Source organism: Rhizobium sophoriradicis (genome assembly GCF_003939025.1).
GTDB lineage: Bacteria > Pseudomonadota > Alphaproteobacteria > Rhizobiales > Rhizobiaceae > Rhizobium > Rhizobium sophoriradicis.
Map to the genome: position 1 here is coordinate 85425 of NZ_RQIH01000020.1, position 14980 is coordinate 100404.

8 protein-coding genes and 2 pseudogenes are annotated in these 14980 nt (G+C 57.0%); 1 reads left to right on the forward strand and 9 read right to left on the reverse strand.

The window, feature by feature from the left end; translation table 11 throughout:
• Positions 1-59 precede the first annotated feature (59 nt).
• From EFR00_RS28120 to EFR00_RS28130, 3 genes and pseudogenes are all read right to left on the reverse strand, one after another.
• On the reverse strand, positions 60-1766 hold the full coding sequence (locus tag EFR00_RS28120; protein WP_245435278.1) for a hypothetical protein: 1707 nt from the start codon (positions 1764-1766) through the stop codon (positions 60-62).
• Positions 1767-1843: 77 nt separating this feature from the next.
• Positions 1844-3268: a tyrosine-type recombinase/integrase gene (locus EFR00_RS28125; RefSeq protein ID WP_077991331.1), complete on the reverse strand. Its 1425-nt coding sequence runs from the start codon at positions 3266-3268 to the stop codon at positions 1844-1846.
• 164 nt (positions 3269-3432) lie between these two features.
• A pseudogene (locus tag EFR00_RS28130) lies at positions 3433-4146 on the reverse strand (ArdC family protein); the annotation flags it as partial.
• A gap of 294 nt (positions 4147-4440) precedes the next feature.
• Between EFR00_RS28130 and groEL the strand changes: the two are divergent.
• Positions 4441-4664: pseudogene (groEL, locus tag EFR00_RS33745) on the forward strand (chaperonin GroEL); the annotation flags it as partial.
• A gap of 747 nt (positions 4665-5411) precedes the next feature.
• Here groEL and EFR00_RS28140 read toward each other — a convergent pair.
• From EFR00_RS28140 to EFR00_RS28165, 6 genes are all read right to left on the reverse strand, one after another.
• Entirely contained in the window at positions 5412-8210 is a 2799-nt protein-coding gene (locus EFR00_RS28140) for a sensor domain-containing protein (RefSeq protein ID WP_077991329.1), read from the reverse strand.
• 175 nt (positions 8211-8385) lie between these two features.
• Positions 8386-10647, reverse strand: coding sequence for a methyl-accepting chemotaxis protein (locus tag EFR00_RS28145; RefSeq protein WP_077991327.1), 2262 nt, complete (start codon positions 10645-10647; stop codon positions 8386-8388).
• A gap of 292 nt (positions 10648-10939) precedes the next feature.
• Positions 10940-11905 (reverse strand): helix-turn-helix transcriptional regulator, encoded by a 966-nt coding sequence (locus EFR00_RS28150; RefSeq protein WP_008534397.1) that lies wholly within the window; start codon positions 11903-11905, stop codon positions 10940-10942.
• Between the two features lie 296 nt (positions 11906-12201).
• Positions 12202-13467, reverse strand: coding sequence for an NAD(P)/FAD-dependent oxidoreductase (locus EFR00_RS28155; protein WP_077991326.1), 1266 nt, complete (start codon positions 13465-13467; stop codon positions 12202-12204).
• A gap of 63 nt (positions 13468-13530) precedes the next feature.
• Positions 13531-13842: a putative quinol monooxygenase gene (locus EFR00_RS28160; RefSeq protein ID WP_004671505.1), complete on the reverse strand. Its 312-nt coding sequence runs from the start codon at positions 13840-13842 to the stop codon at positions 13531-13533.
• A 12-nt stretch (positions 13843-13854) separates the two neighbouring features.
• Positions 13855-14958 (reverse strand): NAD(P)-dependent alcohol dehydrogenase, encoded by a 1104-nt coding sequence (locus tag EFR00_RS28165; RefSeq protein WP_004671507.1) that lies wholly within the window; start codon positions 14956-14958, stop codon positions 13855-13857.
• Positions 14959-14980 lie beyond the last annotated feature (22 nt).

A 14980-nucleotide genomic window follows, 5' to 3' on the forward strand; every position in this document is an offset into this window, starting at 1 on the left:
CGGAGCGGTCGCGAGAACCGGGCGCAGATCGTGTTGCCGGGCTGCTGACGATAGTCCCCTCATTGGCGGGCCTCCGGAGGGAGATAGAGGGGATGCACTTCTGCCTCGCGACGGGCTGCGGCAACCACACTGTCGGGGAATGCCGGCAGAACCTGCCCGGCAATGCGAGCATGGGCACGCCCAAACTTCATGGCCCAATCCGCCGCGGAGAGACCCGCCCGCTGCTCTTCGATAAACCGCAGGAACGCGACGATAGCCGGCAGCTTGCGCGCGGTGATGACAGCGTTACGGCATTCGAGACAGCCCCAGAACGGTTGCGGGCAAGGCTCGCCTGAGTCTCCGAACGGGCTGCGGTCAAACCCGGAGCATGCCGCCAGCCAAACGTCCTGCTCGCCACTGAGGATACCGTCTCGGTTCTCGCGCGCTTCCGGCGTCGCATCGCATTGCCGCCAGGAATCTTCCCGGGCGGGCGCCACAACGATCGGACCTGCAGCGGCCGCGACTTCTGAGAATGCCTCGGCAATGGTGGCTTCGTGCAGCGGTCGCAGCGAGGGGATATCCGCGTAGTGGCGAGCGGCGATCTCCGGCGTATGTCCGACTGCGAAACGGGTCATATGACCCTCGGTCTTCAGATACCAGAGCGCCTTGTGGGTCTTGCGCAGCCTGGAAAGAACGAGACGAAGAGGTTCACCATTGTCATCGACGATCCCATGGCCTGCGGTCCATCGGTCGACGAGCTCATGTGGATGCTCGATACCCGCCCGGAGCTGCGTAGGCCCGGTATAATAATAGAGCCAAAGATTCTCGCTCGGCACGAACTGCCGTGTGAATGCCGTTGCCTCGATCAGCTTGCGGATCAGACCGCCCGGTGTTCCGATCCCACCGTCACGGACGCGGATGTGCTTGTGCTCAGCGCCGCGGGCCCGCCGCTTCACATAGGCGATCTCGATCGTGCCGGGTCCGGGATTCTGAAGGCAGTCGACCGTCAATGCCTTGCAGCACTCGATCTCAAGGCCGGTCTCCAGTGACAGGAAGGTCAGCAGAGGAGGAATATCCATTGCACGCAGATGGAAACCTGCATGTAGATCCTCGGCCAGGGTCGAGACCGGAAGACCACGCCGCAGCCTCATGAAATAGAGGCTTTTGAAGGCGGGGTCTGCGCTGCTGAGCCTGCCGGACGCGACGATCCGGGCATTGGCCTCGTCGGTCACTCTGCGAAGGTTGGGATAGTTGTCGTCTTCATCCAGCGGCTTCCCGATCCGCCGGAATATCCTGGCGATATCGCCACGGGCAGCGTCGCGAAGCTGCCTTGCAACGAACGGGCTATAGGCATCACGCGGTCGGGATCGGCCGGCGGATTGTGAGCTAGTGTAGCTGAGGCGACGACGAACACCTTCATCCAGAAGCCTTGGCTGGTCGGCGTCTATCGAGCGCAGGGCGAGGATGGCTTTGGCGAGAACAGTGTGTCGGTGGATCGGGGTCATCCCGACGAATGCGAGGAAATCCTCATACCCATCGATATCATCTGCGCGCAGATCGGCGGGCGTCTTTACCGTGGAATGCTCGCGCAGATATGCGAAAAAGCGGAGATAGGCCTGGAGGTGTTGCTTGATCGTGCTCCGCGCGCCGAGCGGACCACCAAGCTCGGACTGCCGGCGCAGAGCCCCTGCAAACGCGAGGGCGAAGGGTCTAGGATGCTCGCCGACAAGATCAACTTCGACGGACCCGCCATACCGCGCCTCGATGTTGAAGCGCAGACCCAGCACCGGATCGCTGGCGTGTGGAAGAACAACGCCATCGGCTGGCGCAAAACGAACCGCAGTTCCCTTGCGTGGGCGCCCCCTCATAGCGTGGCCTCCGAGGGGAGCAGTCCCAGGAGTTCTTCGACAGCCGCATCGACGGTATCGGAGCGCGTCGCGATGTGGTCCAGGTAAATATATGTTGTCGTCAGGCTGGCATGGCCCAGAAGCCGTTGCACCTGCTGGAGAGGATCGCCAAGAACTTGCCGATATCCCTCCATCGGCCCGGCAGGCAAGGCAGCATCGCGGAGGCGATGCTGAATGAGCATCGCCAGCATGTGAACGGCGAAGGTGTGACGGAGTTGGTGCGGGCTGATGCTGATATCGAAACCGAAGGATCTGCACCGGCTGGAGGCACGGGCGAAAGCGACTTCCCAGGAGTTCGGCTGCACCGGTAAGCCGATCTCCGAAAGCCATAATATCGCCGGTTCGCTCGGCGTGCCGTCGCTGTCGCAGACAATGATCCGACCGCGTTCCTCCGGATCGAGCAGGTCGAGTGCGATATCGCCGCCATCAAGCAACCGCAGCCGGGCAGCATGCCGATCCCGATGAACGAAGATCGGTCGGTCGATCGACCGCCACGCAGAGCGTTGCTGGAACTTCGTGACGGCATGAGCACGTTCGACACCGACATAGGCGCGCACCTGCTGGAGCAGTCGAGCGGGAACGAGGATCTGTCGACCGCGATCACCCTTGGTCTGGGCATCCGCCAAATCCAGCCAGACCTGACGGCCCGGACGCTGATCGCCGAAACCGAGATCGGAGGTGAAGAGGGATGATGCTTCTTCCAGCCGAAGACCTGTCGTCACCAGGAGATCGGCGAACAGCGCATTGCGGATACCGTTGCGATCTCGGGCGCCAGGGCGTACGTGGCCGTCAGGCAAAAGCGTTTTGAGGCCGACGTCCCGAAACCGTCGGTAGTCATCGAGCGTGACGAAACTGACGTCGGTTCGACGCGCGGCGGGCTCATAGGCATCGTTCCGCGCTGCCACCTGCGACCGCCGCCCAGCGTACCCCTGCCTCCAGACCGAGCGATGCGTGAAGGGTGCTTCCGCGATCAGTCCTTCCTGCACACCCCAGCGATATAGCCGGTCGAGGCAGGCGACGGCGCGGTTCCACGAGGCAGCGGAGATGCGTTGTCCAGCGTCGGCGCGGCGCTGGACGCGGTGATAGGCAAGAACATCATGCCGGTCGGCTTGCCATATCGTCTTCGCGCAGGCTTCCGAAAGAAAACGAACCCAGACGAGAACGTCGTAGCCATAGGCACGAAGAGAATGGCGGGAGCGAACGCCGTTGAGAGGGAGGTCGCGGAAAAAGCGATCCAGATCAGGATCGTATAGCGCCCCATCGCAGAGGATCATCGGGACATAGGCATCAAGCCCCGCCGATGATCTGCGCTCCTGAATGGTGATACTCAAAGCTGCGATTACATTGTCCACAAGTTGCTCAACCTTCCCCCGGACCCCCATCCGGGGAGCCCAGAATCAACGAAGGAGTTCAACTTGCCCGGCACTCTCCAGGCCGGCCTCCGCCAGCTATTTGGGAGCGCTGCGTCCGGCCTGGAAAGCGCCTCCGTCAGCGAGTGCATCAACCTGAGCATGAAGCCAAGAGTTAGTGCAGACTGTCAAGATAAGGCAATGAGCTCTTCGCGGGCGCGTTCGCTCCTGTCTTTCGCATAGCGGCTGAGATCCCGATCGAGCCTTCGCGGTGCAGCGGTCCAGTGCGTCATCTCGTGACTGAGAACGGCGACATAGGATGCATCGTCCCGGAAGGCGTCGAAGCACGGCATCTGGATGTAGTCACGGGCAGCAGCATAATAGGCCGCCGATCCTCCATGGCGGATCAGGGCGCCGGTATTGGCAAAGAAGCGGCCGGCAGCACCGATGCGGCTCATCCAATCCTGGTCAGGCGCGATGGAATGGGCAAGGCCATCAAGGCCGGTGATCTGGTCGGTGTTGAACACGGTGTAGGTTTTGAGGAAGGGGATGTCGCGTTCGATTTCGGCGCCTGTCTCCGTCGTCTCGGCGCGGATGAAAGAGCTGGCGAAGACGACGGTCGTGCCGGTTTCGCCCCTGCGGACGGCGCCGCCGAGCTCGATTGCCTGGCGAAACGTCATCCACCTTGGTGATGCAAAGCCGCGGGCGATGGCTTCAGACCAGAGGAGCAGAGCATTGATGCCGGTGTAGGGTTGGCCATTGTGGCGCAGTGGCCGGCTGACCTCGGCTGTCCAGCCTCCCGTCGTCCATGGCTTGGTCCATGGACGGACGCCCTGTTTGAGATCGGCGATGATCTTGGTGGTGATGCGGCTGTAGATATCGGATCGTTGATTGGATTGCTGCCTGTTCATCTCTGAACCTCCGTTCGAGGTCGCGGCCATCGCGACCTGCTACGGCGGTCCAAAAGCCAGGCTGCAAGTGCGGCCAGCACCCGCAGGGCCGCAACGAAGTGAAGGACGGCAAAGCCGTTGCGGGCAGCGCGAGCCTGGCAGGACCAAAAGCCGGGGCAGGACGGGATGCAGCAACACCACGGCGAGACAGGTTTGAAACCCAGGCAGAAATGAAAAATCCAGTCTATTACGCAAGGCGGGAGCGTCCGGGATGAATCGATGGACCCGAAGCGTGGCATCGACCTTGCGCGGCCGTTCCTCGTCGACGCAATGGAGAAGGTTAGCAACGAGAGTGCCATTTCGTCGAGGAAGCCAAGACCGCCGAGACCAAACTCGTAGTCTTCGCGCGCATGCAATTCGACCCGTACCTCAGCCCCTACTTCGTCGCCAACCAGGACAAGATGCGGGTAGAGTTCGAGGATCCGTATATCCTCATCCACGAAAAGAAGCTATCGAACCTGCAGTCCTTGCTGCCGGTAAGTTGAGGTCTGATGGAGCATTCCAATCGGCCGACCGCCTTCAGCAAATAGGCAGAACCATTACGAAATCACGGCGCAATCGCTGGCGTTTTTTTCCGCCACCCGTTCAAATGGCCGAAAGTTTCGAGTTGATCGAATTGAAGCTCCCGTGTTCGGGAAGTGGTGGGATCCGGGAACGTTTGGCAAGATTCAACGAACCACTGGCCGCCACGCCCAGAGAGGGTCATAGGGAATACGATGACAAGCGCGGACGCTCAGTCGTTCAGTCAGGTTGCGAGCACGTATCAGCTTGGGATCGGTATGACTCACATAGCGCCTCCAACTGATTTACGGCACTAGCCAAATCGTGAAGTTCCGATTTCAGCGATTGGATGATGTCGAAATGTCCGGAGCCATTCGAATTCGCAGTTGAACTTTTCAAATCCGCAGAATTTCTATTCGGATGGGGAAATGGGATGAGCTTTTGCACGGTTATGCTTTTGACGATATTGACGCAGAATAGTAGATTGTACTGGGCAAGTCTTTGCAATGGCAATCGAAAGCGAAAACACGTCAACGTATGTTTCGTCGCGCAATTCGGTACAGGGCCTGCATATTTCGGAACATCAAAGCACCTGAAGTTTTAAGTAGTTCCTATTGGTCCGCGTTTTATCCAATCGCCCAGAGTAGTTTGGGCTTCCGTTGGATGAGTGCGGTATAAACAGCGCCGCAGGTGGCGTGGATCCTGCGCGCTGTTAGCCGTAGGCTTCACGCGGTTCGGGTCCCAACAGATGCGGGAGGCAAGCGCATGAGTGCCACCCCTTCCTCTGCGGGCATCGGCGTAAGATGGGAATCACCGCGAGAGAACTCGGGCACTGCGTTTGCAGCGAGAAGTTCGGACTTCGGGATGGGCTTGCTATAGTAGAACCCCTGTGCCACAGCGCAGCCGCTTTCAGCCAAGAATTTTTCTTGATCGACCGTCTCCACGCCCTCAGCGACTACATTTTGCCCTAGGCAGCGCGCAATTGAGAGAATTGCCTTGACCAGTTCTCTACTTCGCTTGTCGGATCGATTGATGAATGACCGGTCAATTTTGAGGGTATCAATGGGAAAGTTAGCCAAATAGCTCAGAGATGAGTAGCCGGTGCCGAAATCATCGATCGCTATGGAAATTCCGCTCGCATGCAATTGAGAGAGTGTCGTCGAAACGCCCTCGCAGTTATGGAGCAGGAGACTCTCAGTTATTTCAACCTCGATCCACTCCGCACGACAACCGGTTTCCTGCAATACGTCCGCCACCGTTTGCGACAAACGCGGGCATTGAAACTGCTTAGGAGACAAATTTATCGCAATCTTGTGCGGGGGCAGTCCATCTGCATTCATGACGGCAGCCGTGCAACACGCCTCATGCAGCACCCATCGTCCAAGATCGATGATCAATCCCGTTTCCTCGGCGACACCTATGAATTCTCCCGGAGGGATCATTCCCATCTTCGGATGATGCCATCGTAGCAGTGCTTCTGAACCGATCACCTTTCCGTTGTCCAATAGGACCTTTGGCTGATAATGGAGTTCAAGTTGCTCATGTTTCAAAGCTAGGCGTAGGTCTGATTCTAGCGCTAGGCGCTTTTCAGCCCCAATCGTGAGATCCTTTGAGTAGAAGCGGAAGTTGCTACGCCCCGAGCGCTTCGCCAAATACATCGCAGAATCCGCATATTTCACCAAATCGTCGGGAGCGTCGCCGTCATTTGGAAATACCGATATCCCGATGCTGCAGGATACAAAGATCTCCCTGTCGGAAAGCATGAAGCGTTCGCCGAATGCGGCAAGCATTCTGCTGGCAATTTGAGCCAAATCGTCATTGTCCTGAACATTGGGCAGCAAGACTGCAAATTCATCTCCACCGAGTCTCGCCACGGTGTCGCTGGCACGGACGCCTTTTTTCATGCGTGTCGCCACCTGCCGCAGCAACTCGTCACCAACGGGATGTCCCATAGTGTCATTGATCGCTTTGAAATGGTCCATGTCGATCAGCATCACCCCGGCTCGCTGGCCCGCCGAAGCCGCGTCCCCGATCATCTCGCGTAGCCGTTCATTGAAAAGTGTCCGGTTAGGCAGGCCGGTCAGAGAATCGTAGAATGCCATCTGATGGATTTTCTTACGGGACGTGTCCAGTTCGGTGATATCGCGGGCGACGCCGAGGATCCCCATCAGCTTTCCCCCCGTGAATACCGGAACCTTACGAGTCTCCAAAAGCGTTGATCGACCGTCCTCGTGAGCGGTAAACCGTTCCTCATTGATGAGAATACGGCCGGCTTGCATGGCCTCCTCATCCTTGTCACGAAAAAATTGGGCGAGTTCGGGAGTAAACAGGTCATAATCCGTTTTCCCGACGATTTCCGCTTCTGCCTTGCCGACCAATTCTTCGAAGGCATGATTGCACAACAGATATTTGCCTGTTACGTCTTTCAGCCATACCATATCCGGAATGGTCTGCAGGACACTTAGGAGGCGAGCCCGAGCTTCAATAGTCGTGCCCTCGGCGTGCTTTCGTTCGGTAATATCGCGAGATAACACCAGAAAAGTGACGGTTGAGTGATTGCTGCTTGGTCGCCTTGCGACCGACAGTTCAAACCAACGGGATTCGCCGTTTGGTAGGGCTATACGGACACAACGACCGTAGGAGGCGCCGGTTTCATCGGCTTCTTCAAGAGCCAGCATAGCGATGTCGGCCTGATCTGGAGGGAGCACATCGCGGACAAGCTTGCCGAGCAGCACTTCTTTTCGCTGCGCCAGGATCTCCTGATTCCTTGCCCAGACCTGCAGGTAGCGACCGTCGGCATTTACCTCGAACAGAACGTCAGGAATGGCGGCAATAATTCCCTCTGCGAATTCAAGAGCCTCTTTGAGATCATGCTCCGCACGTTTTCGCTCTGTGATGTCCAACATCGCGCCAACCAAGCCGATCCTGTTACCAGCGATATCAGTGATTGCGGTCTTGCTGAGTAAAAGATCAACGACACCACCATTCTCGGTGGTGGCCTTTGCTTCATATTGCTGAACACCGCCATTTGCAAAAAGCGCCTCGTCCAACGCGGCATACGTCTCGGCTATGGGTGCGGGCACCAAATCGAAAACGGTTTTTCCGATAATATCTCCCTTTGAGCGGCCGGAGAAGCTTTCGAAGGCCCTGTTGCAACCAAGGTGTATCCCATCTCTGTTTTTGAAGAAGACGGGTAACGGGATCGCGTCGAGTACGACGGCACTGGACATCTCTTCGGCGTTGAATGGCAAGTCGACGTTTGTCGCAGGATGCCGGGGATTCGCCCGGAAAGCCTTCTCAAACGGTTGCTTCAGACTTGCGACATCTGCGTCGTGACCGTCCGATGGCCGGACAACGGAGGCTTCCGAAAATGGCGGGGCCGTGCCCGTGGCAAGCGGAGGGCTGGCATTGACCGCGTTGCGGAAGGCTCCACGCCCCTGGTCGATTTGAGCATCAGTCGCCATCTGCACTTCCACAGGCTGTTCGGGGCGGGATGTGCGTTCCGATTGACGTACGTGTTTCATGTGCCTGTCCTGCTTTGTCACGTGGCTGAGCAATCATGCGTCAAGCCAGCATTTTGTTAGGACCGCACAAGTCATTTGGCGGAGTACCATGCCGCTACCCCACCGGGATATCGCTCTCATTCAGAATCATCAAAGACGTGTATTTGCATGTGGTCGGCGACGCCGCCCATATCATTTAGAACGCTTGCCAATCATCATTCGAAGGCGCGAGCACCAGGTTACCACGGCGCATCGGATAGTCTCCGCGGTCAACCATTGTCTGACCGGGCGGGAAGCTCTTCCCAAGTTCGCCCGTGACCTTCTGTGGCTTCCCGCTCTCGTCTTTGAAGTGGAAATGTTTCAACAGTGCGGCTAGGCTTTGGCTCTCTTGAGCGAGGTGCGATCCTGCAGTATTCATCTCCGCGACCATGCTCGCATTTTCTTGAGTGGCATGGTCCATATGGTTAACCGCGCCGTTGATCTCGCGCAGGCCCGACGATTGTTCCTGGGAGGCCGTTGCGATTGCGTCCATATGAAGATTTACATCCTGCACAAGCTCTTCAATCGTTCTCAGGCCCGATCCGGTTTCACTCACGAGCCTTACGCCTTCGTCGACGGCAAGAGCTGAATTGCCGATGAGATCCTTGATTTCTTTTGCCGCTGTCGCTGAGCGCTGTGCAAGCTCCCTGACCTCCTGGGCAACAACCGCAAAGCCTTTTCCCGCGTCGCCAGCACGCGCTGCTTCGACGCCGGCGTTCAGCGCCAGGAGGTTCGTTTGGAAGGCGATCGCGTCGATGACGCTGATGATCTGGGAAATCTGCTTGGAGGAGTTTTCAATGCGATTCATGGCGCCGATAGCATCGCGTACAACCCGACCGGACATTTCCGCATGATCTCGCATCTGTTGGACGGCTCCGCGCGCCTCAGCCGTCCTCTTCGTGGTCGACGCAACGTTGACGGTTATCTCCTCCAACGCCGCTGCAGTTTCCTCGAGCGAAGCCGCCTGCTGCTCCGTGAGTCTTGAAAGATTTTCAGATGCGGCCGAGACGCCCGAGCTGCCATTCGTGACCGTTTCAACTGAATGGCCGACGGTAACAAGCACGTCCCGGAGCTGACGAATGGAAGCGTTGAAATCCCTGCGCAAACTTTCAAACTGTGGCGCTAACGGCTCCTCAATCTCATAAATCAAGTCTCCATCCGCCATCCGCTTCAACCCGGTTGCCAATGCCGTCGTCGCTCGGATGAGGCGCTCTTCTGCTTCTTTTTCCGCCCTTACCTGAATATCCAGCTTCTCTTGGTCAGAACGAATGCGCTCAGCTTCCGCGGATGTCTCCAGGTTACTTTTCTGTATGGCCGCGCCGCGGAAAAACTCAAGGCAACGCGCCATGTCCCCGATCTCGTCGCGTCGGATCGTCAAGGGCACCGGCGCCGACGTATCGCCTTCTGCGAGTGCCTTCATTCGGCTTGTCAGAGTCCGAATGGAGCTTGAAATTCTCCGAACGACCGAAATGCACAAAATGAGTACCGTAGACATGATCAGAAGCGTGGCGCCGGAGTAGCCGATAAAGGCATTGCGAAGATCGGCGTAACGCTGAAATGCCATCTCGTCCAACTCGTCGCCGGTGCGCATAATGAGTGCGGTCAACAAAGCAGCCCGCTGTTGGGTGATTTCATTCCATCGATCCAACGTCTCGGGGGGGAAGGAAACGCCCGGCTGGTTTGCATACATCTGATCGCGAACGCCCGCGATGAACTTGCCTGCGGCGCTGGCCTCGAAGTCGTCATAAGATTTGACGAGATCGGCGGGGAGAAATTCCTGCATCGCAGGCACATAAAGCTGCTTTAGATTTTTTGACTGTAAGAGGGACGAAAATAGATCGACGGACATGGCTGAATTTTTGACGTAGGCTCGGCCGGGCCTGATCTCCAGCAAACTAGCTTCCGTGATCTGCATGAGCGCGTGAAAACCGGTAATTTGGCGTGCTAAATCCAAATCATTGACAGTCGCCCCAGTGCGACGGACGAGCTCCAAGCCCGCAAGGGCAGCTGGGCGCAAAGCAACAGCTCCCTCCGCCTCGCTAGCCGTTCCGTCATCGACGCGCCGGCGGAAGCTATCGATATTGTCCCGCCTTTCACGAATGATCTGTACCGCCCGTTCTATGGCCGGATCGTCGAATGCCTTTTTCCAAGAGTCGTAAGCGGAAAAGACCGCTGTAAAAGCCCTGTCCGATGCAGCTTGCTTTGCCCGACGCACGTCGGCGCCTGCAAACGCTTCCGCCGCTATAGCTTGGGCGAGGAATCCGCCTTCCCGCCCAAGTCGCTGCGTTGTTTGTGCGCTGCGGAAGGTAGAGTATTCTCGGTAATATCCCAGTGATGTTGATACTCCGATGATTACGAACGCCGTCAACGGGATAATTGCCAAAATCATTAAAAGTAGAGATAGCGGCAGTCTCGACATATGTTCCTCATAGACGACTATAAATTACACCGGCTTCCATTAGCGACGCGGTCCAGAACATTGCGACATTGACCGCTATGTGTGAGATGACCTCGGCATAATTACTATAAGATTAACCCCTGTAGTGGTCTTGAACTGCGTTGCGCAGATCGGAACATCGTCGCGTTCAGGGGATCATCTGCAAGACAGATCTTGGGCCGAGGCAGTCGGCTTTTCTGGAGAGTGCTGTTGCTACAAGCCTTGAGGACGGTCGAGCGTGCCGGCTGATCGTAGCTCGGTCGGCGCAATCTGCTTATGATATACGCAATGTTTCCGAGGGAAGTACCCCATAGCGCTTGCGATAGTCCGCAGAAAATCTGCCTCTATGCACGAAGCCCCATTTCAGAGCGACCTGCGTGACCGAGAGGCCAGGTTCGCCTGTCATCAGTTCCTGATGCACTAATTCCAACCGTAGGTGCTGCAGGAATGCCAGAGGGGTCGTATTCCGAAAGTTGCGAAAACCGCTTTGAAGAGTGCGTCGGCTTACGCCACAAGCCGTTGCGATTTCCTCAAGAGATAGCGGCCGAGTAATATTGGCACGCATATAGTCGACCGCCCGCTTAACGGCCTTGGGTAAGGGTGATTCAGCAACGCGGCATAACTCAGATGAGTAGCGATGCTGCGCAGCTTCGATCAAAAGCTCCATCGTCGTTTCAGTGAGGTGATGAAGTGCTATCGGTGATTGAAGGAGGGTTCCGTCTCGTAATCCAGCATACAGCACTGGTACCAGTTGAACCAAAAGGGAGCCGAACCCGACCGATAGGTCGATTTCTGGCGAGAAATCGAGGCTGCCTCTTATTGGCGTATTGAGCCGACATCCCAAACGGCGCGTCAGCTCATCATGGGCGATCCTAAGCCCCAAATGTTTCCTGGGCCCAATGAATTGGGTCGTACTCGCCGACATACTGTTCACGAAAACGCCCCGCGTTCCCTCTGACGGGATTTGTCTGCCGTCAACGGTAACGACCGATCGCCCATGTAGTGGAAGCATGATGATGTTTGCCTCCGCCGGTCCCCGGTGCTGGACCGTTAGGTCGCCCTCGTAGTGCGCGGCAATAACTGCAATCGGACCATTGGTAATCGCATGTACATCGTAGGCGATCGTCTTATCGCCATGTACATGCGCTTCAGATTGCGGGGAAAGCCTCGAAAGCGCTGCCGCGAGTTCCTCGCTGCAGGTACCTTTGAGCGAGAAATGGTCAATCTTAGAGGGGGACACTCTCAACTCTCCACATCATCACTTCCTTCCCGAAACGGTATTCAAGCATGAGGCCCGCCTATCGCTAACGACAGGCGGACAGGGCAATTGACTTGTCGCGGCCAGTCCTCGCCGTGAATTCGACGCAGTCGAAGTCGCCTAAGTTGATAGTGCGAAGATCAATCATTGTTATATATGGAACTCCGACAGAATTGTTACCTGCTGCCAACCATCGCTTCGCAACCGATTCCCAAATGTCTGGCCTTTGATGGTCTCCATTCACGGCCCAGCAGACTCGGGCGTGCTCGCGCTAGCGACTAAACCTCATCCTTTAAGGTTTCTTTTTGCGTGATCAAACGTGCGGAGTGATGGCCGGAAACAAAGATCCATAGCCAGCTTAGTCCAACTGCCAATCTGCTCCTCGTACCTATCAGGAAGTAGATATGGGCAAGCCCCCAAATCCACCATGCAATTCCGCCCTTGAGCCGGATCTTCCCGAAGTCGATAACAGCCGAATTCGGCCCGATGGTAGCCAGGTTTCCCAGATGCCTATATCTGAACGCACTTGGAGTGGGTGTACCCAGACGTCGTGCTTCAATTACCGAAGCGACATATTTGCCTTGCTGTTTGGCGGCGGGAGCCACTCCGGGGACGGGTGTTCCATCAGCGGCCTTCACGGAGGCAGTATCTCCAATAATAAAAATCTCGGGCTTACCGCCAACAGTCAGATCTGGCTGCACGACCGCCCTACCCGCCCTGTCCTTTTCAGCACCGACCCAGGCGGCGGCGTTCGACGCTTGCACCCCCGCAGCCCAGATGACGGTCCGGCTTGAAACGAACTCATCTCCGATCGCGATGCCGTTCTCGTTGCATGCCGTCACGGGAATGCCTGTTCTCACTTCGACGCCCATCTTGATTAGCGACTGCTCGGCATATCTCGAAAGTGCTTCCGGGAACACGGGTAGGACACGTGGACCTGCCTCGATGAGAAGGATGCGCGCCGATCTGGTGTCGATGCTACGGAACTCCTCAACAAGGGTTCGTTGGGCCAGTTGCGCTATAATCCCAGCCATCTCCACGCCTGTCGGGCCTGCTCCGATTATGCTGAACGTGAGCATTGCCTTCCGCCGTTCGGGATCAGCCTCCAATTCGGCCTTCTCAAACGCGAGAAGAAGCCGCCGCCGGATGGTCGTCGCGTCTTCGAGTGCCTTTAGCCCGGGCGCAAACGGCTCCCACTCGTCCCGGCCAAAATAGGCGTGCCTTGCACCTGTCGCGAGAACGAGCGTGTCATAGGGAATAGCATTCCCATCCTTGAGCGATACTACGCGTGCCTCGGTATCAACGCCAACAACCTCGCCCAGCAGCGTCGATACATCCTTTCGTCCTCTGAACAATGCTCTGATGGGCCAAGCTATCTCCGAGGTTGCCAATACAGTCGTGGCAACTTGGTAGAGGAGCGGTTGAAAGAGGTGATGGTTGCGCCTGTCGACGATCGTTATGGAAGTGTCGGGACACTCGAGGTCCTTCGCTAACTGGAGTCCGGCAAAGCCACCGCCGACTACGACAACTCGATGCGTATCCATTTCGTCTCCCTCAAACCTGCGCGCTCGGGGCGCGCGCCTCGTAGAAATGGCCATTGCGCCCGATCAGTCGCTGATACGGGTATTTACATTAATCGACGGTGGACTCACCAACAGTGGAAGAAGAGGCTCCAGCACCCGCTTGACATTAGGATGTTCGCCATGGCCAACGACAGCCGCCTCATTCTGCCAGCCGTCTAAGATGATGAAAGTGTTCGGATCGTCCGACCGCTGGTAGAGGTCGTAGTAGAGACAACCAGACTCTTCGCGGGCGGGTCCAATGAATTCCTGAAGGAGTTCTTTTACGCGGTTTCGATTTTGGGACGTGGTTTTGAATTCCACGACAAGGTGCTGTTCCTCTGACTTCTTCGATGTCATTTGCGCTGGCTCCTAGTTGAAAACGACGACCGGCTTGATCACTCGCCCGGCTTCGGCGTCCGCGATCGCTTCGTTGATCTTCTCGAAGGGATACTTGGTGATCAATTTTTGGAAGGGGAAAAGCCCAGCCTGATTAAGATCCATCATCTGCGGAATGAACAGCTGTGGAATCTGATCACCAAGGATCGCACCCTGGATCTTGCGATTGAACACCATTAGATCGAGGGGGATGGGAATGTCGTTCCCGAGCGCGTCGAGGCCGAGCAAGACAACGTGCCCGCCGGCACGGGTGCACTTGATCGAGTTCAGAATAACCGGAATGATGCCAACTGCGTCGATCGCGAAGTCGGCACCGCCGCCCGTCAGCGCATGGATCTGGTTGACTACGTCGGGATCTTTGCCGTTGATCGCATGTGTGGCACCAAGCCCCATGGCCATGTCTAGCCTCTGCTGATTCAGATCTATGATGATAATCTTGCTGCACCGACGAACTTTGGCGGCCATCACGGCGGCCATGCCGACAGCACCTGCGCCGAAAACGGCTATCGTCGACCCTATTTCCGGCTTCATCGCGTTTATCACTGTTCCTGCACCTGTTGCCATGCCGCACCCGAGTGGCGCAGCGTCGGTAAGGTCGAGGTCTGTTTTCGGCAAAAGCGCTGCATTGTTTTCAGTCGCAAGGATATGCGTCGCAAAGGACGACTGGCCCACGAAATTGCTGCCAATGCCAACTTCATCGCAGAGCAATGCCTTCTTACCATTCGGACGAAGCCCCGTAAGATTGTACTGGGTATAGTTTTGGCAGTTCATTGGGTGAGAACGGCGGCAGTCGGCGCAGAATCCGCATGAGCTCTGGCTCAGTGCGACGTGATCACCCACTTTGAGGCTCTGAACTTCTGGTCCGACCGCCTCGACGACGCCGACGCCTTCGTGCCCCGGGATCACCGGTGCCGGCGGGCCAAAAATACCGTCGCGAAGCAGCAAGTCCGTGTGGCAGATCCCGCTCGCAACCGTGCGAACCAGGATCTCGTTGCCTTCGGGGTCAGCCAGTTCGAGTTCACGGAATTCCAGCGGGCTCTTTGGCTTCACGGCGACAGCCGCAGTGATCTTCACCATTATATTCTCCTGCGTTCTCCCG

Coding starts and splice junctions, on each gene's coding strand:
- EFR00_RS28145 (WP_077991327.1), bottom strand. CDS start 10,647: ATGTCGAGACTGCCGCTATCTCTACTTTTAATGATTTTGGCAATTATC.
- EFR00_RS28125 (WP_077991331.1), bottom strand. CDS start 3,268: ATGGGGGTCCGGGGGAAGGTTGAGCAACTTGTGGACAATGTAATCGCA.
- EFR00_RS28165 (WP_004671507.1), bottom strand. CDS start 14,958: ATGGTGAAGATCACTGCGGCTGTCGCCGTGAAGCCAAAGAGCCCGCTG.
- EFR00_RS28160 (WP_004671505.1), bottom strand. CDS start 13,842: ATGACATCGAAGAAGTCAGAGGAACAGCACCTTGTCGTGGAATTCAAA.
- EFR00_RS28155 (WP_077991326.1), bottom strand. CDS start 13,467: ATGGATACGCATCGAGTTGTCGTAGTCGGCGGTGGCTTTGCCGGACTC.
- EFR00_RS28140 (WP_077991329.1), bottom strand. CDS start 8,210: ATGAAACACGTACGTCAATCGGAACGCACATCCCGCCCCGAACAGCCT.